General features: G+C 42.0%; 17 protein-coding genes and 4 pseudogenes. 20 read left to right on the forward strand and 1 reads right to left on the reverse strand.

The features are described 5' to 3' along the window. Nucleotides 1-94: 94 nt before the first annotated feature. The 4 genes and pseudogenes from PGRAN_RS02835 to tsf all read left to right on the forward strand — a co-directional run bounded on the left by PGRAN_RS02835 (nucleotide 95) and on the right by tsf (nucleotide 4,052). Nucleotides 95-1,414, forward strand: coding sequence for an immunoglobulin-like domain-containing protein (locus tag PGRAN_RS02835; protein WP_159101105.1), 1,320 nt, complete (start codon nucleotides 95-97; stop codon nucleotides 1,412-1,414). A 241-nt stretch (nucleotides 1,415-1,655) separates the two neighbouring features. Further along, a pseudogene (locus PGRAN_RS17685) lies at nucleotides 1,656-1,919 on the forward strand (Tn3 family transposase); the annotation flags it as partial. 379 nt (nucleotides 1,920-2,298) lie between these two features. Beyond that, complete coding sequence (gene rpsB / locus PGRAN_RS02840) at nucleotides 2,299-3,084, forward strand: 30S ribosomal protein S2 (RefSeq protein WP_036064896.1); 786 nt, start codon at nucleotides 2,299-2,301, stop codon at nucleotides 3,082-3,084. 83 nt (nucleotides 3,085-3,167) lie between these two features. Beyond that, on the forward strand, nucleotides 3,168-4,052 hold the full coding sequence (tsf, locus tag PGRAN_RS02845) for a translation elongation factor Ts (protein ID WP_036064898.1): 885 nt from the start codon (nucleotides 3,168-3,170) through the stop codon (nucleotides 4,050-4,052). Between the two features lie 175 nt (nucleotides 4,053-4,227). Here tsf and PGRAN_RS02850 read toward each other — a convergent pair whose 3' ends face one another. Beyond that, nucleotides 4,228-5,889: a glycerophosphoryl diester phosphodiesterase membrane domain-containing protein gene (locus tag PGRAN_RS02850; protein WP_149023961.1), complete on the reverse strand. Its 1,662-nt coding sequence runs from the start codon at nucleotides 5,887-5,889 to the stop codon at nucleotides 4,228-4,230. A 328-nt stretch (nucleotides 5,890-6,217) separates the two neighbouring features. Between PGRAN_RS02850 and pyrH the strand changes: the two genes are divergently transcribed. From pyrH to truB, 16 genes and pseudogenes are all read left to right on the forward strand, one after another. Then, nucleotides 6,218-6,946: a UMP kinase gene (pyrH, locus tag PGRAN_RS02855; RefSeq protein WP_036064902.1), complete on the forward strand. Its 729-nt coding sequence runs from the start codon at nucleotides 6,218-6,220 to the stop codon at nucleotides 6,944-6,946. Between the two features lies 1 nt (nucleotide 6,947). Beyond that, nucleotides 6,948-7,505, forward strand: coding sequence for a ribosome recycling factor (gene frr, locus PGRAN_RS02860; RefSeq protein ID WP_036064904.1), 558 nt, complete (start codon nucleotides 6,948-6,950; stop codon nucleotides 7,503-7,505). 359 nt (nucleotides 7,506-7,864) lie between these two features. After that, on the forward strand, nucleotides 7,865-8,623 hold the full coding sequence (locus tag PGRAN_RS02865; RefSeq protein ID WP_036064906.1) for an isoprenyl transferase: 759 nt from the start codon (nucleotides 7,865-7,867) through the stop codon (nucleotides 8,621-8,623). 11 nt (nucleotides 8,624-8,634) lie between these two features. Next, nucleotides 8,635-9,435 carry a phosphatidate cytidylyltransferase gene (locus tag PGRAN_RS02870; RefSeq protein ID WP_036064908.1) on the forward strand — a complete coding sequence of 267 codons (801 nt, stop codon included), beginning with the start codon at nucleotides 8,635-8,637 and terminating at the stop codon, nucleotides 9,433-9,435. A 15-nt stretch (nucleotides 9,436-9,450) separates the two neighbouring features. Then, a complete protein-coding gene (locus tag PGRAN_RS02875) occupies nucleotides 9,451-10,593 on the forward strand; it encodes a 1-deoxy-D-xylulose-5-phosphate reductoisomerase (RefSeq protein WP_036064910.1) in 1,143 nt (380 codons plus the stop codon). A gap of 10 nt (nucleotides 10,594-10,603) precedes the next feature. Continuing rightward, the gene (gene rseP / locus PGRAN_RS02880) at nucleotides 10,604-11,869 is read left to right on the forward strand and encodes an RIP metalloprotease RseP (protein WP_036064912.1); all 1,266 of its coding nucleotides are present in this window, start codon (nucleotides 10,604-10,606) and stop codon (nucleotides 11,867-11,869) included. Nucleotides 11,870-11,940: 71 nt separating this feature from the next. Then, complete coding sequence (locus PGRAN_RS02885) at nucleotides 11,941-13,653, forward strand: proline--tRNA ligase (RefSeq protein WP_036064914.1); 1,713 nt, start codon at nucleotides 11,941-11,943, stop codon at nucleotides 13,651-13,653. A gap of 188 nt (nucleotides 13,654-13,841) precedes the next feature. Next, nucleotides 13,842-18,178: pseudogene (locus PGRAN_RS02890) on the forward strand (PolC-type DNA polymerase III). 200 nt (nucleotides 18,179-18,378) lie between these two features. Beyond that, on the forward strand, nucleotides 18,379-18,846 hold the full coding sequence (rimP, locus tag PGRAN_RS02895; protein ID WP_036064917.1) for a ribosome maturation factor RimP: 468 nt from the start codon (nucleotides 18,379-18,381) through the stop codon (nucleotides 18,844-18,846). 29 nt (nucleotides 18,847-18,875) lie between these two features. After that, a complete protein-coding gene (gene nusA / locus PGRAN_RS02900; RefSeq protein WP_036064919.1) occupies nucleotides 18,876-19,997 on the forward strand; it encodes a transcription termination factor NusA in 1,122 nt (373 codons plus the stop codon). 18 nt (nucleotides 19,998-20,015) lie between these two features. Then, nucleotides 20,016-20,303 carry an RNase P modulator RnpM gene (gene rnpM / locus PGRAN_RS02905; RefSeq protein WP_036064921.1) on the forward strand — a complete coding sequence of 96 codons (288 nt, stop codon included), beginning with the start codon at nucleotides 20,016-20,018 and terminating at the stop codon, nucleotides 20,301-20,303. Then, the gene (locus PGRAN_RS02910) at nucleotides 20,293-20,595 is read left to right on the forward strand and encodes a YlxQ family RNA-binding protein (protein WP_036064923.1); all 303 of its coding nucleotides are present in this window, start codon (nucleotides 20,293-20,295) and stop codon (nucleotides 20,593-20,595) included. The genes rnpM and PGRAN_RS02910 overlap by 11 nt, the downstream gene beginning before the upstream one ends. Before the next feature lie 22 nt (nucleotides 20,596-20,617). Beyond that, nucleotides 20,618-22,910 (forward strand): annotated as a pseudogene (gene infB / locus PGRAN_RS02915) (translation initiation factor IF-2). After that, nucleotides 22,907-23,185: a DUF503 domain-containing protein gene (locus PGRAN_RS02920; protein ID WP_036064925.1), complete on the forward strand. Its 279-nt coding sequence runs from the start codon at nucleotides 22,907-22,909 to the stop codon at nucleotides 23,183-23,185. Before infB ends, PGRAN_RS02920 begins: the two are co-directional and overlap by 4 nt. A 47-nt stretch (nucleotides 23,186-23,232) precedes the next feature. Continuing rightward, nucleotides 23,233-23,543, forward strand: a pseudogene (rbfA, locus tag PGRAN_RS02925) (30S ribosome-binding factor RbfA). Between the two features lie 74 nt (nucleotides 23,544-23,617). Then, nucleotides 23,618-24,544, forward strand: a complete 927-nt coding sequence (gene truB / locus PGRAN_RS02930) for a tRNA pseudouridine(55) synthase TruB (protein ID WP_036064927.1) — start codon at nucleotides 23,618-23,620, stop codon at nucleotides 24,542-24,544. Nucleotides 24,545-24,642: the final 98 nt, after the last annotated feature.

Genomic DNA, 24,642 nt, shown 5'->3' on the forward strand with positions numbered 1-24,642 from the left:
TTGTATTGGTACATCCCTTTTTGCCGTGTTTAATCCTGACCTTTTATCAGAGGAAAAGGTTAGTGCTGCAACAGCTGAACAAGGAAGTATTGGGGTGATCTCTGAAATAGCTTTTGATAGTGGAGCTCGTGGACAAATTTACGTAAGATATACCTCTCAATCTCACAGCTTTTATTTAACACAAGAAATATACAACCCTGCAAAAAACGAATGGGTTAGTGTAGACTCTGCAAAAATAAATAGCGGGATCAGTATGCGTGTATTCCTTGCGACTCCTGTTACTGGTAATTTATCGCGTCCTGGGGATAAATACCGATTTACCCTTTCAACGTTACCTAACGGCGGTGGAACAGTGATAGACTCCAAAGATTACAGCTTGCAAAATTACTACGGCACGATGAAAGCTATCACAATCAACAGTGTAACCTCGGCTTCTACTAATGTAACAGGAACTGCTGAACCGTCCTCTACGGTACAAATTAAAAAAGGCTCTACTGTTATCGGAACAGGAAAGGCGGACTTAAACGGAGATTACAATATCAAAATCCCAGCGCAAGTAGTGGGAACAGCTGTAACAGCACAATCAGCCCTGAATGGCGTTACATCCAATATTGCATCTGTAACGGTTACAGGTTTACAAACAGTGGGAGCTATTAACCCTAATAAATTTATCGTGAGTGATACGAATATTACTGGTACCTATTCCGATGATGTGGTGCGTGCCCGGGCTCTTATCAATGGTGCTTCTGTAAGTGTTGGGGGAAGCTTCGAAAATGGCAGTTTCAAGTTCTTTGTTGGTAACCTAGGTATTAAGACTAATGACGTTGTTGTCCTGCAAGCCTTAGATGCTAACAATGGTGTTTTAGATAATAAGACAGTAACTGTGGCTTCAGCTATTTCACAAGGTGCTATCACGCCAAACGATTATACTGTTGGCGCAACAAATATCACAGGTAGTTATACAGGAACTGTGGCAAGAGCCGAACTATTCGTGCAGGGGACTAGAGTTTCCACTGGTGGTACTTTTGCGAATGGGAATTTCACATACTTTATACCTACTGGTAGGATTAAAGAAGGAGATACCGTGGTATTGATAGCATTTGATGCTTCAGGCAAAGAACTAGGTCGTCAAACAGTACGAACGGTTGCTAATACACAAGGATCAATCAAAGCACATCATTATACAACTGGAAATGTCACGATTACGGGAAATTATACTGGTGACGCAACGAAAGCGCGTTTGACAGTGAATGGAAAGGTCATTTCGTGGGGCGGTACATTCCATAGTGGTACCTTCAGTTACTATGTAGGGGCTACTACAATTGGAGCGAAAGATACGGTGGTTTTAACGGTATTTGATGCAAAGGATAACCAGTTAGATGAGCAAAATCTAACTGTTCTAGCACAACCTTAATAGAACTGTTACTTGATGGAAGCACCTCTTCTTTGGCTGGATGCGAGTACAGGTTGGTGTTACATCACTTCCTCGCATTGCGGATCCGTTAAAGGAGTGACGATGTACTGATTTGTCAGCGATCTGTATGCGTCTCACTTGCGAGATTTAGCGGATGCAAAGCTCTATCGATTAGAACCAGAAAATGAGTTTCTTCTATAAATATAATCAGAAAATGTTTTGCGTGTAAAAGTGAATACTAATTCCCAGCGCAATAATAACGGGAAAGCTAGGATCTTACACTCATCAAAATAAAATGGCGCAGGTAGAGAAGACTACTTTTTGCTAGATTACGTAGCCGTATACAACGCGGCTTAACAAAGGAGTATTAACAAATGCACTCGCTCGGGCTGTATTCTTTGGCACTCAAGAGTAGCTGTAACATGCCAGTGCACTCCATATTATTATTAATGCTATCTGTGTTTGGAATATCGTGTATTTGGAAAAAGCAGTAGGTCAGTTACGGTGAAAAGACGAGCTAGATGTAAACATGAGCAGATTAACTTTCATTTTGATACGAAAGAACAACACTTACTAGTACACTGCGACCCCTGAATAAATAAAAACAGAAGATATTCTCCCTAGCGGGGTGAATATCTTTTGTTTTTAACTATTTTAGCTCTTAACGGGGAAAATCTGCATTTTGATGGCGATAGCCTTTTATAGGGGAAATAAAAGAGAGAATGCTTGTCATAGCCGCGTTTGTGTGCTATTATAGAAAACAGTGTTAAATCACACACGCATGGTGGACAGAACAAAAGGTGCTTGCATGCAAGTCTTTGGCTGGTTGATACATGCGGAGGGCGGAAGAATCCGCAAAAATAAAACCAATAGGAGGGAATAACATGCCTGTTATTTCAATGAAACAATTGTTAGAAGCTGGGGTACATTTCGGTCATCAAACACGCCGTTGGAACCCAAAAATGAAGAAATATATCTTCACAGAAAGAAATGGTATCTACATTATCGATTTACAAAAAACTGTCAAGAAAGTAGACGAAGCTTTCAATTTCATGAAAGAAATCTCTGCTGACGGTGGAACAATCCTTTTTGTAGGAACTAAGAAACAAGCGCAAGATTCCGTTCGTGATGAAGCGATTCGTTCAGGTCAATACTTCGTTAACCATCGTTGGTTAGGTGGAACATTGACAAACTTTGAAACAATCCAAAAACGTATTAAACATCTTAAGAAAATCGAAAAAATGGAAGAAGACGGTACTTTCGAAGTCCTTCCTAAAAAAGAAGTTGTTCTACTTAAGAAAGAACAAGAGAAATTAGAAAGATTCCTAGGCGGTATTAAAGATATGAAAGGTCTTCCTGATGCTTTGTTCATCGTTGACCCTCGTAAAGAACGTATTGCTGTTGCAGAAGCTCGTAAATTACACATCCCGATCATCGGTATTGTAGATACAAACTGTGATCCAGATGAAATTGATTACGTAATCCCTGCAAATGACGATGCTATCCGTGCGGTTAAACTTTTGACTGCTAGAATGGCGGATGCTATCATCGAAGTAAACCAAGGTGAAGAGCAAGAAGTTCCTGTAGAAGAAGTAAAAGCTCCAGTTGCTGAAGAAACTGTTGCAGCAGCTCCGGCTCCTGTTGCGGAAGAACCAACTACAGAAGCATAAAAACGATTTAAAACTAACAAGGTGATAAGTGGCAATCTCTTATCACCTTTTTTCAAAGATTTTTATATTAGGAGGAATTGTAAATGGCTAACGTTACAGCTCAAATGGTAAAAGAACTGCGCGAAAAAACTGGTGCAGGTATGATGGATTGTAAAAAAGCATTAGTAGAAGTAGATGGAGATATGGATCAAGCAATCGACTACCTACGTGAAAAAGGTATCGCGAAAGCTGCTAAAAAATCTGATCGTATCGCTACAGAAGGTATGACAAGTGTTGTCAGCAATGATAAGCATGCTGTAGTACTTGAAATCAATGCAGAAACAGATTTCGTTGCTAAAAATGACCAATTCATTCAATTAGTAAAAGATATTTCCAATCAAATTTTAACGGTTCGTCCAGATAATTTAGACGAAGCATTAAAAACAGAAATGCCAAATGGTCAAAGTTTGCAAGATTACATTAACGAAGCTATCCAAAAAATCGGTGAAAGAATCTCACTTCGTCGCTTTGAAGTAAAAGAAAAAGTTGCCGATCACGCGTTTGGCGAATACATCCACATGGGCGGACGTATTGGTGTGTTAGTTGTTCTTGAAGGAACATCTGATGACGCGATTGCGAAAGACGTTGCGATGCACGTTGCTGCGATCAATCCTAAATACATTTCACGTAATGACGTTTCTCAAGACGAAATTGCGCACGAAAGAAAAATTCTTACAGAACAAGCGCTTAACGAAGGTAAACCAGCTAATATCGTTGAGAAAATGGTGGAAGGTCGCTTAACGAAATACCTTAGCGAAATTAGCCTAGAAGACCAACCGTTTGTTAAAAATCCAGACGTAACTGTAGGCCAATTCGTGAAAGAAAAAGGCGCTACAATCAAATCATTCGTTCGCTTTGAAGTCGGCGAAGGGTTAGAGAAAAAAGAAGATAACTTTGTTGAGGAAGTTATGAACCAAGTGAAGAAATAAGTCATGTTTTGCGTGATTTAGATGGGCCGCTATTCGCGTTGAATAGCGGTTTTTGATTTTTATAAATCTCTAAATACATATAAATAAAAAGTTTTATGGGACAATTGTGGGGCATTTTTCGACTCTACATAAAAAGACGAGATACAATGAGAATCCATCATATCTCGCTTCTATTCTAATTTCCAGTCAACAAATCAATCGCATCCGATAATTTCGTGCTAACTGCTTGATCATTTCGCAAATCATTTTGTACCTTCATAGCTTCTTCTGGGATTTCTGTAATGATCCCGTCGACGTCTGCAAGCATGTATTTACGCGCTGCTTCTGGCGTCGTGATTGTCCACACCAATAAGTCCATATTACGCTCACGGGCCTGTCTCTGCATGCTAGAGCTAAAGGAGAATTCCTCAATAACGATAAAATCTGCATCAATATTAACCAGATTTCCGAAATTAAGCGGGACAATAAAACCGACGCGCATCGCTGGATAGCGTTTCTTAATGGTTTCGACAATATTACGATCCAGTGACTGATAAATATAATTGTTCTCCACGCCATGTTTTTGAACTGTCTTCTCAAAATTTGCAAGGAAATCTTTTGATTCACCGCCGTGTGTCTTAATCTCGATATTCAGATTCACGTTCCATTTTTTCGCATGTTCAATATACGTATCTAATGATGGAATCTTTGAAGTAAAGCCATCTTGACGAATCGTTACTTTTTCAAGTTCGGCCAGGGTCATATCGCGTACGTTGCGGTTTATGCCAGCTAAACGTCTGAGATTGGTATCGTGAAACACGACGAACTGATGATCTTTTGTTTCGAGGATATCCATTTCGACAAAATCAACACCGATTTTCGCTGCACCGTGAAGGGACTCCAGTGAGTTCTCAACGCCTGCACTTTTCAGTCCGCGATGGGCGATTATTTGCGTATTATCGCTGTACGTGACTTCGGTCAAATAAACGCCATTAATCGTTATGAGAGCTACGATTCCAGCGATGATAACGATATAAAAAGACTTCCGATGTGGCTTCTTCACGATTCTATTTTGCGAGCGGGGAATGATGCTATTTTCACGTGTTAGAAACATAAAATTGATAGCATGTGCGACGTAAATAGGAACGATTGTGAAAGCGACAATAAAGAATATTTGGCTCAGTGTCAACGAAATTCCTGCAACGACTGGAGCTGCGGGCGCCCATAGTTGTTCTGTTAAAATAGTCGGAAATAGGAAAATCAAAAAGGCGATGAAAATCAGGGCAGTGGCTACAAGCGACATCAAAACGAAAATTGTTACTATACGCCACGTTTGCCAGCGAGTTATGACCCAGCTACGCTTAATTGCTTGGAAAATCGTGCATTCTCCAGTGAGAAAAATCGCCAGCGAGAATAATAGTCGGATATTAATGTAAATCACGACGGCGATGAAACTAAAATAAAGAATCGCACCCGATGTGGATTTCAATAACTCGTTCACGATAAAATTGGGAATGTAGATCCCGTCAGTTAATTCAGAATGCAATCCCATCCCTGCAATTGGTACAATCAATACGAAATATAACAGGAAAATAATAAATTGATAAGACAACAAATATTTCGATTGCCGCAAGATTTTGCGCAGAATCATTTGAATCGTGAATGGAATCTGTTGCTGATGGTAGTAGGTGATAAGAATTAAAACAGATAATTCAATGTATATAAAAAACAAAGCTAACAATCCAAAAATAACAGCGAATAGTAACCCAAGCGGATTCCGTAAAAAATCTAAAATATTCTGATCGGTAATACTATCGTAGCCGAGCGATGTTGTCATGAAGTGGAAAAACAAAGCCAAAAAACGGAAACGCAAGTAAAAGAATCAGTGCTTGTAAAACAAATACAAATTTTATGTAGTACCATGAGTTAAAACGGGTATAAAACAAAGAAGTCCTCAAGGTTTGCCAAATCTTAATCGTGTTCATGTCAATTTCTCCCCCTTATTTCTGCTTTTTATTATACGATAAGTTAACAATAATTAGTAGTCTGAAAAGGAAAGGAAAATAATATTTTTGAAATTTGTATGAAAATGCTTTTGTTGCGGGCTTTTTTTTAGTATTATAGATTATGATGGAATTATTCCGAGTGTTAGGAATGAGCCAAATAGAAAGTAGATGGAGGTCAATATGGATACCCCAGAATATAAACGAGTAGTATTGAAACTTAGTGGTGAAGCTTTAGCAGGAACGGAAGGGTTTGGGATTAACCCGCGCGTCGTGAACTCCATCTCGCAACAAGTGAAAGAAGTTGTAGAACTTGGTGTCGAGGTTGCTATTGTTGTCGGTGGCGGCAATATTTGGCGTGGTAAGCTAGGTAGTGAAATGGGAATGGATCGCGCAGCGGCTGATTACATGGGTATGCTCGCGACTGTTATGAACTCCTTGTCACTACAAGATTCACTGGAAAACGTTGGCGTGGCTACACGTGTTCAAACTTCCATCGATATGCGCCAAATTGCTGAGCCATATATTAGACGTAAAGCCATTCGTCATTTAGAAAAAGGGCGTGTAGTCATTTTTGCAGCTGGAACTGGTAATCCTTATTTTTCAACGGATACAACGGCAGCGCTACGTGCAGCGGAAATCGAAGCGGAAGTCATTTTAATGGCTAAAAATAATGTGGACGGGGTTTACAGCGCCGATCCTAAATTGGATGATACAGCTGTGAAATACGATGAGTTATCCTATCTGGATGTGATTAAAGATAATTTGCAAGTTATGGATACAACGGCGTCATCCTTAAGCATGGACAACGATATCCCACTTGTCGTCTTTTCGTTTGAAGAAACAGAAAACAATATCAAACGCGTTATTTTAGGCGAGAAAATTGGGACAACGATAAGAGGGAGGAAATAACATGAGTAAAGAAGTTTTAGCCTTAGCAAAAGAGAAAATGACAAAATCGGAGCAAGCGTTACAACATCAATTAGGATCGATTCGTGCTGGTCGTGCCAATGCATCCCTACTTGATCGCGTATCTGTCGAGTATTACGGTGCTCCAACACCGATTAATCAATTAGCTGCTGTGAGTGTTCCAGAAGCGCGCTTACTAATGATTTCACCATATGATAAAACAGCACTGGGTGATATCGAAAAAGCGATTTTAAAAGCAGATCTTGGTATTATGCCAAATAACGACGGTGAAGTAATACGTATCGCGATTCCGCAATTAACAGAAGAACGCCGTAAAGAGCTAGTTAAAGAAGTGAAAAAAGAAGCAGAAGACGCAAAGGTAGCGGTACGTAACGTGCGCCGTGATGCGAATGACGATTTGAAGAAGCTAGAGAAGTCTGGTGATATTACAGAAGACGACTTGCGCAACTTCACAGAAGATGTTCAAAAGCTAACAGATGCGAGCATTAAAAAATTAGATGAAATCGCCAAGCAAAAAGAAGACGAGATAATGGAAGTATAGCATGAAAAACGGAGCTAACCAGTAAAAGCTTATTGAGAGGAAGATAGTCTCTTGGTTTATTTTTTAGGACAAGTTTGTGAGAGTTACTTGCTGATTACATGCTATCTTCGTCCTAATATATAAAGGAGACTCTAACTCAGCAAAGTAAGTTTCTTACAAAAGCTTCTCGACAAGAAGGGGGCATTTCCTTGTAAGGAGGTGCCTCTCTCCTTTCTTGGCACGCGAAATTTTAAAAAAAAGTGGATCGTCTCACCAATTTCTAATCTAGACTGAGCAAGTTATAGTACATAATTTCTGTTATTTTTGTTATTATAGGTATAGACGTGCCGACTCTTGGTAATTCTATTGGAGGAAAGAACATGTTTAAGAAGATATTTCGTCAAGATGAGAATACGATAAATAGTGAAATTTCAGTGGAGCTTCCTTTGCCGGCTCACGTGGCGATTATTATGGATGGTAATGGCAGGTGGGCGAAAAAACGTTTTTTACCTCGGGTTGCTGGGCATCGTGAAGGAATGCAAGTCGTCAAGCGGATGACCCGTTATGCGAACTCGCTTGGAATTGATATTTTAACGCTTTATGCTTTTTCTACGGAGAATTGGAAGCGGCCAAACGACGAGGTTGATTTCCTGATGAAGTTGCCAGGTGAGTTTTTTGATACGTTTATTCCAGAATTGATGGAAGAGAACGTGCGTGTAAATGTGATGGGGTACAAAGAAGAGTTGCCAAAGCACACACTGGATGCTGTAGAACGCGCGATTGAGGCAACGAAGGATAATACAGGACTTGTTCTTAATTTTGCGTTAAACTATGGTTCACGGGCTGAGATTGTGACAGCGACTCAAGTTGCGATGCGTGAGTTGTTGGACGCTGGACTTACTGCTGAGGATTTGACAGAGGAGCGTTTGACGAAGCATTTGATGAGTGCAGGGCTTACGGATCCAGATTTACTCATTCGCACGAGTGGTGAATTGCGACTTAGTAATTTTATGCTGTGGCAGTTGGCATACAGCGAGTTTTATTTTACAGAGACGCATTGGCCAGATTTTTCGGAAGATGATTTCAAGCAAGCAGTTGTGGAGTACCAGAATCGTTCGAGACGTTTCGGGGGCTTATAGGGGGATATATTGTGAAAACGAGAATTATTACAGCAATTGTTGGTCTAGCGGTGTTCTTGCCGTTTGTGATCTACGGGAAATTGCCATTTGAACTGCTGAGTATGTTACTCGCAGCGATCGCATTATACGAAATATTAGTGATGACAAAGCAAAGTTTGTTTTCAGTTAACGGTATTATCACACTTGTGTTGACGCTCTCGATTGCAGCGCCGACACGTTTTTTAGAATGGCTGGAAGAATACAGTATTAGACAAATGGAGATTACCTTTGTATGTATGGCGCTACTGCTTTCTTACACAGTATTTTCAAAAAATCGCTATCATTTTGATCAAGTAGGAATTGGAATTCTGGCGGCGTTTTATACGGGGTTTGGCTTTCATTATTTGGCGGAGACACGAAATGAAGGGCTCGAATATGTTATTTTTGCGCTTCTGATTGTTTGGGTGACGGATACAATGGCTTACTTTGTGGGACGTGCGCTTGGGAAGCATAAATTGGCGCCAAACGTCAGTCCAAATAAAACTGTAGAAGGATTTGTTGGCGGTATTGTATTTGCTGTTTTAATCGCTGGCGGGTATTATTTATATATAGGGCTAGATGGAAATCCGCTCGTTATTGCGTTATTGATCGCGATACTATCCATCTTTGGCCAGTTGGGGGATTTAGTGGAATCCGCGTTAAAACGTTATTATGGCGTAAAGGATTCTGGGAAATTACTTCCCGGTCATGGCGGGGTTTTAGATCGATTTGATAATTTGTTATTTGTGTTACCACTTCTTTTGCCATTACTACATATACTTCAAATTTTATAAAATAGAGGTGTACTGATGAGAAAAATTAATTTACTAGGCGCAACGGGTTCGGTTGGAAGCCAAACGCTTGCGATTGTGAAAGAACACCCTGAATTATTTCAAGTTGCCGCGCTTTCGTTTGGACGGAATATGAAACTAGGAATGCAGGTTATTCGGGAGTTTAAACCGGAAATTGTTTCGGTAGAGCATCGTCGTGATTATGAAAAATTAAAACTAGAATTCCCAACAATTAAAGTATATTATGGTGCGCTAGGTTTGCAAGAAGTTGCGACATACAGTCATGGCGATATTTTAATTAATGCTGTGATGGGAAGTGTGGGCTTACAACCAACGCTTGATGCGATTGCAGCGGGGAAAGAAATTGCGATTGCAAATAAAGAAACACTTGTGACAGCGGGACATTTAGTCATGCGTGCCGCGAAAGAAAAAGGTGTTCGTTTAGTTCCTATCGATAGCGAACATTCTGCGATTTTTCAATGCTTGCAAGGCGAGAATTCCGCGAATATTGATAAGTTGATTGTGACGGCTTCTGGTGGAAGCTTCCGTGATAAGACGCGCGAACAGCTGAAAAATGTGACAGTTGCGGAAGCTTTGGCGCATCCGAATTGGTCGATGGGGAACAAGATTACAATCGATTCAGCAACGATGTTCAATAAAGGCTTGGAAGTTATCGAGGCACATTGGTTGTTTGACATCGCGTATGATCAAATTGAAGTGGTCGTTCACCGTGAAAGTGTGATCCATTCGATGGTAGCGTTTAAAGATGGTAGTCATATTGCCCAGCTCGGTTTGCCGGATATGCGCGTCCCGATTCAATATGCCCTCACATACCCTGAGCGAGCGAGTGTTTCATTCCAAAAACCGTTTGATATTACAGAATTCGGCACACTTCATTTTGATAAAATGGACTTTCATCGTTTTCCAGCATTGAAATTGGCGTACACTGCTGGTAAAATAGGTGGAACGATGCCTTCCGTTTTAAATGCGGCAAATGAGATCGCTGTGGCTGGCTTTTTAAATGGGCAGGTAGCTTTTCAAGACATCGAGGCGCTCGTTGAAAATGCAATGAATCGCCATGAAGTAACACCCAACCCTGATTTGGAGACAATTTTCCAAGTAGATCAGGAAACACGTGCATACGTGAAGACACTTTTATAGAGGTGAAACAATGACAACCATTATTGCGTTTATATTTGTTTTTGGCTTAATCGTTTTCTTTCATGAACTCGGACATTTCTTATTTGCTAAAAGATCTGGCATTTTAGTTCGTGATTTTTCGATCGGTTTTGGACCAAAAATATTTGCTTACCGCAAGAAAGAAACACAGTATACATTAAGACTTCTCCCCATCGGTGGCTACGTGCGTATGGCGGGCGAGGATGGCGAAGTAGTTGAGCTTAAACCGGGTTACCGCGTTGGCTTAATTTTAAATGATGATGAAGTCGTTACCAAAATTATCATCAATGGAAAAGATCAATATCAAGATGTGCAACCTCTGGAAGTATCGGGGAGTGACCTTGAAAAAGAACTTTTCATCGAAGGTTATGAAGAATATGATGAGGACAAAATTGTTCGCTATAAAGTCGCGAGTGACGCTATCGTTGTCGATGGCAAAATAGAAACGATCATTGCACCGTATGATCGTGTGTTCCAATCCAAATCACTTGGCAAACGTGCGATGACTATTTTTGCGGGGCCGTTATTCAACTTTATCTTAGCTATTATTATTTTTACAATTCTTGCTTTTGTTTCGGGGAGTGTTCCTTCGAACGATCCTGAAATCGGACAGGTTATGGATAATGGCGCGGCACAACAGGCTGGGCTGAAACAAGGCGATGAGGTGAAGTCTATCAATGGTAAGGCGGTAGACTCATGGCAAGATATTTATTCAACGGTGGAGAAGAGCCCAAATAAAGAATTGGACTTCAAAATCGAGCGCGATGGCAAAACACAAGATATTGATGTGACGCCAAAAGCCGAAAAAGCACAAGATGGCACAAGCGTTGGAAAAATTGGTGTCGCGCAACCAGGTTCAGATTCCTTCTTGACGAAGATAACGTATGGCTTTACGCAAACGTGGTTCTGGATCACACAAATCGGACATGTACTAGGACAAATGGTGACAGGGGACTTCTCGCTGAATATGCTAAATGGTCCGGTGGGAATTTACACTTCGACACAAGAAGTAGTGAGCTATGGCTTCTTGACGTTGCTTAATTGGACGGCAGTTCTAAGTATTAACTTAGGAATCGTGAATTTATTACCATTACCAGCATTAGACGGCGGACGTTTGTTGTTCTTCCTCTACGAATTAATTCGCGGAAAACCAATCGATCCGAAAAAAGAAGGCATGGTGCATTTCATTGGCTTTGCACTACTGATGGTATTAATGCTACTAGTGACATGGAACGATATCCAGCGAGCCTTTTTCTAAAATAAATAGGGAGAATCTGAGGGCGTAATTGTCCTTTAGATTTTAAAGATAAAAAAATAGGGGTGTTAAAGATGCGTCAAACATTGAGTTTTATTCCAACATTAAAAGAAGTACCTGCTGATGCAGAGGTAAAAAGTCATCAGTTATTATTGCGCGCAGGTTTTATCAGACAAACAGCAAGTGGCATTTACAGCTATTTACCACTCGCTAAACTAACGTTACAAAAAATCGAGACCATCATTCGTGAGGAGTTAAATCGAATCGATGCGGTTGAATTATTACTACCAGCATTACAACCAGCAGAGCTTTGGCAAGAGTCTGGTCGTTGGGAAGATTATGGTTCAGAATTAATGCGCTTAAAGGATCGCAATGCGCGTGATTTTGCATTAGGGCCAACACATGAAGAAGTTATTACATCATTACTACGCGATGAGGTGAAATCATATAAACGCTTGCCTTTAACGATGTATCAAATTCAAACGAAGTTCCGGGATGAATTGCGTCCTCGTTTTGGATTATTGCGTGGTCGTGAATTCATTATGAAAGATGCCTATTCCTTCCATGCAACAGAAGCAAGTCTGGATGCAACTTACGATAAGATGTACCAAGCTTATTCGAACATTTTCACACGTTGTGGTCTAGATTTCCGCGCGGTTATTGCGGATTCGGGTTCCATCGGTGGAAACGAGACGAAAGAATTTATCGTGTTATCTGATATTGGCGAAGATACAATTGCTTACAGTGATGCTTCGGATTATGCAGCCAACGTTGAAATGGCACCAGTTATGCATATGGAGAAGAAATCGCATGAAGAAGCAGGTGAGCTTACGAAAGTAGAAACACCAGATCAGAAATCGATTGCCGATATTGTGTCATTTTTCGATATGCCAATGGAGAAAACAATCAAATCGATGCTTTATGTGCTTGATGAAGAAGAAATTATCATGGTTCTCGTTCGTGGGGATCATGAAGTGAACGATATTAAAATTAAAAATGCACTATCGGCTACAACAGTGGAGCTCGCAACGAATGAGCAAGCAATCGAATTACTCGGTTCAGGTTTTGGTTCACTTGGTCCTATCGGTGTACCAGAACATGTGCGTATTTTTGCCGATAATGATGTGCAAGATATTGTGAACGCAGCAATTGGCGCCAATGAAGAAGGGTACCACATCATTAATGCACAACCAAAACGCGATTTCAATGTGCATACGTATTTCGATTTGCGCTTAATTAAAGAAGGTGACCTTTCACCGGATGGACACGGCGTAATTAAATTTGCAGAAGGAATTGAAGTAGGCCATATCTTTAAACTGGGTACGAAATACAGTGAGGCGATGGACGCTACGTTCCTAGATGAAAATGGGCGCAGCAATCCGTTTATTATGGGCTGTTACGGTATTGGTGTTTCACGCTTGCTCTCAGCTATTGCAGAGCAGCAAGCAGATGAAAACGGTCTTGTTTGGGATCGTAGCATCAGTCCGCTTGACCTTCATTTGATTCCAGTAAATATGAAGAGTGAAGAGCAAGTATCATTTGCAGAAGAACTGTATGCTTCCTTGCAAAAAATGGGCTATTCTGTTTTGTTAGATGATCGCACAGAGCGCGCAGGCGTGAAATTTGCGGATGCAGATCTCATCGGCTTGCCAATGCGTGTTACGGTTGGTAAGAAGGCTGCTGAGGGGATCGTTGAAGTGAAGATTCGTAAAACAGGCGAGATGATCGAAGTTCGTAAGGAAGAGCTGATGAACACATTACCAATCCTTTTAGGTGAGAATGCCTAATGTTTTAACTAACCGATCAGATGAATCGGCGGCAAAGGTTCGTCTTCGTCTGATTGTGTAAGTTATAAGTTTAGAAATAGTGAAGAGAAGAGCCGTCTTACGAGTGAAATACAGTCAGGTGTTGTATTTCAAACTGGGAAGACGCTTTTTTTGTTAAGAAGTTTGAAACGAAAAGGAGTTGTCGGGAGTTGTCTATTACAGATGCAGAGAAACAAGAGCGATTCCAAATTTTGTTACAGCAAATTGGATTAGGAAATGATGCCGTATTTCAAGATTTTACGAAAGATGGGAAAATCGAGAAGTTGGTTGTAGATAAAGCGAATAAAATCTGGGAATTTCACTTGGATGTCGCACAAATTTTGCCGTTTGAGTTATTTCAAATGATGCGAGTTGGGATGAACCAAGCGTTTGCTCAGATTGCGCAGACGACAATGCGGATTCATGCGCGAGACGAAACCGTGACGGAACGATTAGTAGACGATTATTGGAACGATACCATTACACCGTTTGCCAAGCAGTCACCGATGATTGGACAGTTACTCATTGAACAGAAGCCAACCTTTGTGGCACCGAATTTCATGGAGGTTCGTGTACATAATGAGATGGAGCAGACGACGATTGCGCAACGTTTTCAGCCAGCGATTGCTGAGAGCTTACGTGAGAAAGGTTTTCCAAATATGATGTTGCGCACGAATTTGCTAGAGCAGTCAGAAACGGAGCATTACAAGGCTTTTGTGGAAGCGAAGGAAAAAGAGGATCAGGCGAAGGCGCTTGAGGCTGTGCAAGTGATGCAAAAACGGGCGGAGCAACAGGCGAATGGCGAAGGTGGCAGTGGACAGGCACCTTCTGGACCGTTCCAAATTGGCTATAAAATTAAAGATGATGAGGAACGCAAGCCTCTTGGAGATATTCATGACGAGGAGCGCCGGATCACCGTAGAAGGCTATGTTTTCGCATCGGAAATTCGTGAGTTGCGCAGTGGTCGCAGTTTGTTGCAATTCAAGATCACGGATTACACAAGCTCGATTATTATAAAAATGTTCTCGCGTGATAACGACGATGCCGCGATGTTCCAGAATATGAAAAAAGGGATGTGGGTGCGCGTTCGCGGAAGCGTTCAGATGGATACATTTGTCCGTGATCTGATCATGATGGCGCAAGATGTGAATGAAATTGCCGGTGTGAAACGCCTAGATACGGCGGAGGAAAAACGGGTGGAGCTTCATGTGCATACACCGATGAGTCAAATGGATGCGACGTCTTCTGTGGCAGATCTCGTGAAACAGGCCGCAGATTGGGGCATCCAGCAATCGCGATTACAGATCACGCAGTGGCGCAGTCCTTCCCAGAAGCTTACGGTGCTGGAAAGAAAAACGGTGTCAAAATTTTGTACGGAATCGAAGCAAACCTGATCGATGACGGCGTCCCAATTGCTTACAATGAGCGCCATACAGCTCTGAAAGACGCAACGTATGTTGTATTTGATGTGGAGACTACTGGCTTATCAGCGGTTTACGATACAATCATCGAGCTTGCAGGCGTCAAAATGAAAGATGGCGAAATCATTGATAAATTCGAAGCCTTTATTGATCCAGGTCACCCATTATCGGCAACAACGATCAACCTGACAGGAATTACAGATGACATGGTGAAAGGCTCCGATCCGATTGAAGTCGTATTAAAGAATTTCAAAGCATTTTCAGCGGATGCGATTCTGATTGCACACAATGCCTCATTTGATATGGGCTTCATCAACACGGCTTACGGAAAAGTAGGTATTGAAAAAGCAGAGAACTCGGTTATTGATACGTTAGAATTGGCACGTTTCCTCTATCCACATTTTAAAAATCACCGCCTAAATACACTGACCAAAAAATTCAATATTATTTTAGAACAGCATCACCGAGCGATTTTTGATGCAGAGGCGACAGCTTATCTTGGGTGGAAATTGATTAAAGATGCAAAAGAAATGCGCGATATCGATTTTCATGATCAACTCAATAATTTCAGGGGAGAGGGAGACGCATATAAACGCGCCCGTCCGTTCCATGCCACCATTTACGCAAAAACAGATGTCGGTCTAAAAAATCTATTCAAGCTTGTATCTATGTCACAAATCAATTATTTCTTCCGTGTTCCAAGAATTCCGAGATCTGAACTGAACAAATTGCGTGAAGGTCTAATTATTGGTTCTGCATGTAATCAGGGTGAAATTTTCGAAGCGATGATGCAAAAAGGAATGGAAGAAGCTGAGCGTATTGCTGCGTTTTACGATTTCATCGAAGTACAGCCAAAACCAGTTTATGCGCCACTCATTGAACGCGAATTAGTTCGTGATGAGAAGGCGCTCGAAGAAATCATTGGTAACCTGGTCAAAGTCGGTGAAAAAATCGGTAAACCTGTTGTCGCAACTGGAAATGTGCACTATTTGAACCCCAATGACAAAATCTATCGTAAAATTTTAATTCACTCGCAAGGTGGCGCCAATCCGCTTAATCGTGCGACGCTTCCAGATGTACACTTCCGTTCCACAGATGAGATGCTCGCCGAATTTGCTTTTTTAGGAGAAGAGAAAGCGAAGGAGATCGTTGTGACGAACTCGAATCTCATTGCCGACTGGATGGAAAATTTGAAGCCGATCAAAGACGATTTGTACACGCCGAAAATTGAGGGCGCAGAAGATGAAGTGCGCAATATGAGTTACACGATGGCGCGCAGTATTTATGGCGATGAACTGCCAGAAATTGTCGAAGCTCGCCTAGAAAAAGAACTGAAAAGTATTATCGGGCATGGTTTTGCCGTTATTTACTTGATTTCGCACAAACTCGTGAAAAAATCGCTGAATGAAGGGTACCTCGTAGGTTCTCGTGGATCGGTCGGCTCGTCGCTCGTCGCCACCATGACGGAAATTACGGAAGTAAACCCATTGCCGCCGCATTACGTGTGTTCTAACTGTAAGCATTCCGAGTTTTTCGATGATGGTTCGGTTGGCTCCGGTTTCGACTTACCAGATAAGGAGTGCCCAGAATGTGGTACGGCATTTACGAAAGAAGGGCAAGATATTCCTTTTGAGACTTTCCTAGGCTTTAAAGGGGATAAAGTGCCAGATATCGATTTGAACTTTTCTGGGGAATATCAACCAGTAGCCCATGCCTATACAAAAGAGCTGTTTGGTGAGGATTATGTGTACCGTGCTGGGACGATCGGTACGGTCGCTGAGAAGACGGCATTTGGCTATGTGCGGAACTATGAGCGTGATATGAACATGACGATACGTGGGGCAGAGGTCGATCGCCTCGTGCAAGGTTGTACGGGTGTGAAGCGAACGACAGGTCAGCATCCCGGGGGAATTATTGTTATTCCAGATTACATGGATGTCTATGATTTTTCGCCGATTCAGTTCCCAGCGGATGCGACGGATTCCGAATGGAAAACGACCCACTTTGATTTCCACTCCATTCATGATAACGTGCTGAAACTCGATATACTGGGGCACGATGACCCGACCGCGATTCGGATGCTCCAAGACCTAAGCGGTATCGATCCGAAAACGATTCCGACGGATGACAAAGAAGTGATGAAATTATTTGGCTCGACAGAATCACTTGGTGTCAAACCAGCGGATATTGATTCAAAAACGGGAACGCTCGGCATCCCTGAATTCGGAACGCGTTTCGTACGACAAATGCTTGAGCAAACCAAACCAACGACGTTCTCCGAGCTTGTGCAAATTTCAGGATTATCTCACGGAACCGATGTATGGCTGGGGAACGCAGAAGAGCTCATCAAAAATGACATCTGTTCGCTCGCTGAAGTTATCGGTTGTCGGGATGACATCATGGTTTTCTTGATTTACCAAGGACTCGATAGTTCCCTTGCCTTCCAGATCATGGAGTCGGTGCGTAAAGGAAAGGGGCTTACGGAAGATATGGAAGCCGCGATGATCGAGAATAAAGTGCCAAATTGGTACATCGATTCGTGTAAAAAAATCAAATATATGTTCCCGAAAGCCCATGCTGCGGCCTATGTGCTTATGGCTGTAAGGATTGCCTACTTCAAAGTCCACCACCCACTGTTTTTCTACGCAACGTACTTTACCGTACGTGCTGATGATTTTGACTTAACTGCGATGGTGAATGGGAAAGAAGCCACGAAAGCCAAGATGCAAGAAATTAACGCAAAAGGCTTAGAAGCTTCGACAAAAGAGAAGAACTTGTTGACCGTTCTTGAAATTGCTAACGAGATGCTAGCACGCGGGTTCTCCTTCCAGAAAGTAGACCTGTATAACTCGAGTGCGGATGAGTTTATTATCGACGGTGATCAGTTAATTCCACCGTTTAACGCGATTCCAAGTCTTGGTACCAACGTCGCAAAATCGATTGTAGAAGCCCGTGCAGACGGCGAGTTCCTATCAAAAGAAGACTTGCAACAACGCGGAAAAGTATCAAAAACAATTATTCAATACATGGATGATCAAGGGTGCTTGGACGGTTTGCCAGATCAAAATCAACTGTCCTTATTCTAGCGATATTGGCTCTATACAAGGCGATGCAAGATCTAACGTTTGCGATTGCGAAATGTTTGTGTTATAGTTAATAATGAAATTACGATAACTCAACCAAGAGTGGGCCGATGCCCACTCTTTCATTTTGCAACTTTGCAGGGTTAGATTGTCGTAAACCACTGGCAATTATAGCTTTGTCAGATATGTAGAAGGAGGCTAAAATGAGTAAAGTTCTTGAACAAATCGAAGAAATCGTGTTGCCCATCGCGACCGAACTTCAACTAGAACTGGTCGATTTAGCGTTTGAAAAAGAAGGAAAGCACTGGTATTTACGGGTATTTTTAGATAAAGAAGGCGGCATTGATATTGACGAATGCGCCTTGGTTAGCGAGAAACTGAGTGAAATCTTGGACAAAAACGACCCGATTACGCAAAATTACTTTCTGGAAGTATCATCACCAGGCGCTGAACGACCATTAAAAAAAGAAGCAGATTTTGAAGCAGCTGTGGATAAATGGGTCTATATCACAAGTTACGAACCAATCGCGGACCGTAAAATGTGGGAAGGTACATTGACAAACTATGATGGCACAACGCTCACTGTCGAAATTTTGGACAAGACACGCAAAATTGTTTGTGAAATTCCAAAGGACAAAGTGGCAAAAGCAAGACTAGCAATTAAATTTTAAAGCAGTAACTTAAAGGAGCTGAAAAAAGAATGAGCTCAGAATTATTAGATGCTCTTCATGTGTTAGAACATGATAAAGGAATTTCACGTGACGTGATTATTGAGGCAATTGAGGCGGCGCTCGTGTCTGCTTACAAACGTAATTTCAATCAAGCACAAAATGTACGAGTAGATTTAAACCTAGATAAAGGTTCGATGCACGTGTTAGCGCGCAAAGATGTGGTCGATCAAGTATTTGATTCACGTCTTGAGATATCGGTGGAAGAAGCACATAAGATCAACCCTGCTTTTAAAGTTGGCGATGTTGTGGAGCTTGAAGTAACACCAAAAGACTTCGGTCGAATTGCAGCGCAAACGGCGAAGCAAGTCGTGACGCAACGTGTTCGTGAAGCAGAACGAGGCATCATTTACGATGAATTTATCGATCGTGAAGATGATATAATGACGGGCATCGTAGAACGCCAAGATTCTCGTTTTATCTACGTTAATCTGGGTAAAATCGAAGCGATTCTTTCTCAAAATGAGCAAATGCCAAATGAGACGTACCGCGCACACGACCGTATTAAAGTGTATTTGACAAAAGTTGAGAAAACAACAAAAGGGCCACAAATTTACGTATCACGTACACATCCAGGTTTATTAAAACGACTCTTTGAAATGGAAGTTCCGGAAATCTATGAAGGCATCGTAGAAATTAAATCTGTTGCTCGTGAAGCGGGTGATCGCTCGAAAATCTCTGTGTATACAGAAAACCCAGAAGTTGATCCAGTTGGGGCATGCGTTGGGCCAAAAGGTGCTCGTGTGCAAGCCATCGTCAATGAACTAAAAGGTGAAAAAATCGATATTGTAGAATGGTCTGCTGATCCGTTTACATTTGTAGCAAACGCGCTTAGCCCATCCAAAGTATTGGACGTTATCGTGAATGCGGCGGAGCAAGCAACAACGGTTATCGTTCCTGATTACCAACTTTCCTTAGCAATTGGTAAAAAAGGGCAAAATGCACGACTTGCTGCCAAGCTAACTGGTTGGAAAATCGACATTAAAAGTGAAACAGTAGCAACAGAAGCTGGTATTTATCCACGTCCAGATGGCCCAGTCATTGAGCGTGTCGATATCGATATGGCAGATGAGGTTGCAGAAGACGAAGAATAAAAGGAGTGACCAACGCGAATGCGTAACAAAAAAATTCCCTTAAGAAAATGTATTGTAACCGGTGAACGCAAACCAAAAGGCGAACTTTTACGTATTGCCTACTCCAAAGACGGTGTACTTACGATAGATCCTAGTGGAAAAGCGCCTGGTCGTGGCTTTTATATCATCATTGACAGCAAGGTTGCTGAAAAAGCAAAAAAGAAGAATAGTATTTTTCAACAGATGAAGATGCCAGAACAAGACGGTTTTTACGATCAATTAATTGCATACGTAAAGACGATTGAAGGAGCAAATCATGGATCATAACAAAGCTTATTCCTTGCTTGGAATCGCTTATAGCGCTCGCAAACTCGTGACTGGCGAAGAACTAGTTTTGAAAGAAGTGAGACGTCAAAAAGCACGTCTAGTCATCATTTCAGAAGATATATCAGAAAAAACCGAGAAAACAATCCGTAACAAATGCCAGTATTACGATGTCCAGCTTGTGAAAGCCGGCACCCGTGAACAGCTAGGCGGTGCGATCGGCAAAGATGCAAGGGCCATTATTGCAGTAATGGATAAAGGATTTGCGGCAAAATTAACGGAATTACTCGGGTGAAATCTTAACGGAGGTGTGTCACATGAGTAAAGTTCGTGTATATGAATACGCAAAAGAACACCAATTACCTAGTAAAAAAGTCATCGAAACACTACAAGCGTTAGGCGTTGAAGTCGCCAACCACATGTCTACCATTAACGAAAATGCATTACGACAACTTGACAAAACATTGCTTGGACCGAAAAAAGAATCTGCCGCGCCAAGCAGCCAACCTAAAGCACCAAACGAAGCAGGTCAAAGTAAGGGGTCTAATAAACCAAATATGAATGATAAATCAAATCAATCGAAACCAAATAATAATTCGAATAAACCAGCGTCACAAGGCGCAGCCAAACCAGCAGCAAGTGCGAACAAACCAACGCAAGGCGGGCAAAATCGCCCGAATAATAGCGGTGGACAAAGCCGACCGGGTGGAAACGCACAAGGTGGAGGAAATCGTAGCCAAGGTGGCAATCGCAACAACCAAAACCGCGGTCGCAAAAACAACACCAAATACAAAGGAAAACGTAATCACAGTACAGTACCACCGACACCACCGAAGCCAAAAGAGCTTCCAGAAAAAATCGTATTCTCAGAGTCACTTACCGTTGGCGAACTAGCGCGTAAATTATACCGTGAGCCATCAGAAATCATCAAAAAACTATTCATGCTCGGTGTCGTAGCAACGATTAACCAAGGTTTAGACAAAGATGCCATTGAACTTGTTTGTGGTGAGTATGGTGTAGAAGTAGAAGAAGAGATCAAAATTGACATCACAGATCTAGATGTTTATTTTGAAGAAGCACCTGAGGAAGATAAAGGTAAAGAAGTAGAGCGCCCAGCTGTTGTAACAATCATGGGTCACGTCGATCACGGTAAAACAACATTGCTTGATTCCCTGCGTAACACGAAGGTAACACTTGGGGAAGCCGGCGGAATCACGCAGCATATCGGTGCTTACCAACTAGAAGTGCACAACAAAAAAAATTACATTCCTAGATACACCTGGTCACGCAGCCTTTACAACGATGCGTGCACGTGGTGCGAAAATTACCGATATTACAATCCTTGTTGTAGCAGCAGACGATGGCGTTATGCCACAAACAATTGAGGCGATCAACCATGCGAAAGCGGCGGAAGTTCCAATCATTGTTGCTGTAAACAAAATCGATAAACCACAAGCCAATGCAGATCGCGTTATGCAAGAATTAACCGAGTACGAATTAGTTCCTGAAGCATGGGGTGGCGACACCATTTTCGTGCCAATCTCGGCGAAATTCGGCGAAGGACTGGACACGTTGCTTGAAATGATTCTGCTTGTTTCCGAAGTAGAAGAATTAAAAGCGAACCCAGACCGTCTGGCTATCGGTAGCGTTATCGAGGCAGAGTTAGACAAAGGTCGTGGTTCCGTTGCGACACTTCTAGTACAAGATGGTACGCTGAAAGTCGGCGATCCAATCGTTGTCGGTCATACATTTGGACGCGTTCGTGCGATGGTCAATGATATTGGACGCCGCGTGAAAAAAGTTGGACCAAGTACACCCGTTGAAATCACTGGACTGAGCGACGTACCACAAGCCGGTGACCGTTTCGTAGTCTTTGAAGATGAAAAAACAGCACGTAGCGTTGGGGAAGCCCGCTCAAGTCGTGCCGTTGTAGCCCAACGTTCTGCGACAAACCGTGTGAGTTTGGAAAATCTATTCGAGCACATGAAAGCTGGAGAAATGAAAGAAGTTAACGTTATCATCAAAGCGGACGTACAAGGATCAGTTGAAGCATTAGCTGCATCCCTACGTAAAATTGAAGTAGAAGGCGTTAACGTAAAAATTATCCATACGTCCGTTGGTGCTATCAACGAATCAGATATTACATTGGCTTCAGCGTCAAACGCTATCGTCATCGGTTTCAACGTTCGCCCGACAACACAAGCACGTGAAGGCGCTGAAAATGAAGGTGTGGATATCCGCTTACATCGCGTTATCTATAAAGCCATCGACGAAATCGAAGCGGCGATGAAAGGAATGCTTGACCCAGAATTCCAAGAAAAAATTATCGGGCAAGCCCAAGTTCGCCAAACAATCAGCGTATCCAAAGTGGGTACAATCGCGGGTTGTTACGTTACTGATGGTAAAATCACACGTGACAGCGGCGTTCGTGTTATCCGTGATGGCATCGTTGTTTTTGAAGGTGAAATCGGCACATTGAAACGCTTTAAAGATGATGCTAAAGAAGTTGCCAAAGGTTACGAATGTGGTATCACCATCGATAAATTTAACGACATTAAAGAAGACGATGTGATTGAAGCTTACATCATGGAGGAAATCGAGCGTAAATGATCCGTTACGTCGAATCCGAGTGGTTTTTGCAGACCCCACAAACATTGAAACAAAAGCGAGCCATTTTAAAACGCGTTCTAACACGCGCTGGCCAAAAATTTAATATCTCCATTGCTGAAATTGGATTCCAAGACAAATGGCAGCGCGCCCTCATCGGGTTCGCTGTTGTCAGTGAATCACATAATCAAGCCGAAAAAATGGCGGATACTGTCCTTGTTTTTCTCGACTCTTTCCCAGAGTGGGAGCGAGGCAAAACAACGATGGAAAGTCTGTAAAATGAGGTGAAAACATGAATGTCCGAGCTAATCGTGTAGCAGAGCAAATGAAAAAAGAACTTGGGGACATCCTTAATCGTAAATTAAGAGATCCGCGCATCGGATTTATAACCGTCACAGGTGTCGATGTCACAGGAGATCTGCAACAAGCAACCGTGTTTGTTTCTGTTTTAGGTGAAGAAAGAGAGCAAAAAGATGCTCTGGCAGCCTTAGAAAAAGCACACGGTTTATTCGCTCTGAAATCGGAAGTCGCATTCGTTTACGCAAAGTACCAGAACTATTTTTTGAAATAGATCATTCTGTTGCTTATGGTAATCATATCGACGACCTATTGCGTGGTCTAAATGATAATGAATAAGAAATAAGTGGAGGGTAGGTGCCGTTTTTACGGATGTCTATCCTTCTTTATGTAGGAAAGGAGTGATTTGCGCGATGGACGGAATTATCCCCTTATGGAAAGAAAAAGGCATGACAAGTCATGACTGCGTATTCAAATTACGCAAAATTCTTCAGACAAAAAAAGTAGGACATACTGGTACGCTTGATCCGGATGTGGAAGGGGTACTACCAATCTGTATCGGACGCGCTACGAAGCTCGCTGAATACATTACAGATGAAGGTAAAACGTATGAGGCGACAGTCACATTAGGAACAGCAACAACGACCGAAGATGCGAGTGGAGAAGTCGTGGCCTCGAATGCGATCACCGAAACCATTCTACCAATCGATGTGGAAAAAGCAGCAAAGTCCTTCGTCGGCGAGATCGAACAAATTCCACCAATGTATTCCGCCGTCAAAGTAAAAGGACGCAAATTGTATGAATATGCACGAGAGGGTATGGAGGTAGAGCGACCGAAACGCAGGGTGAATATTTATGCAATCGAACTCCTAAAGCCTTACGTACCAATAGATCCAGATCAGCATACCTTCCGGATTCGTATTACATGCGGAAAAGGAACATATATCCGAACATTAGCCGTGATGATTGGCGAAAAACTTGGATATCCGGCACATATGTCTGCATTAAAGCGCACACAAAGCGGTATTTTTACAGAGGAACAATGTTTTACACTGGCTGAAATTGAAGACTTGCGAGCCAAAGAAGAAGAGGCGAGCTTCCTATACCCATTAGAGGATGGCTTATCTGACATGGTTAAACAGGATATTTCCGATACCTTATACGAAAAAGTACTCAACGGTGTCGTCTTGCCAGAACAATTTATTAAAGAACGTAGCAAAGGTCGCGTAGCCTTGTTGCACAAAAACAAACTCACAGCAATCTATGTCCAACATCCGGAACGTCGTGATTTTTGGAAACCAGAAAAAGTCATTGAACTACGACCTGGTAAATTAAACTAAAAATGGCATAACGAAAAGAAGCTCCCCATTTTTTAAAACGTGGTAGCTTCTCGTAACTCCGTATTGATTGCGCAGTATAATTTACCCGTGAATTCGCG

It is taken from the genome of Listeria grandensis FSL F6-0971 (genome assembly GCF_000525835.1).
GTDB lineage: Bacteria > Bacillota > Bacilli > Lactobacillales > Listeriaceae > Listeria_A > Listeria_A grandensis.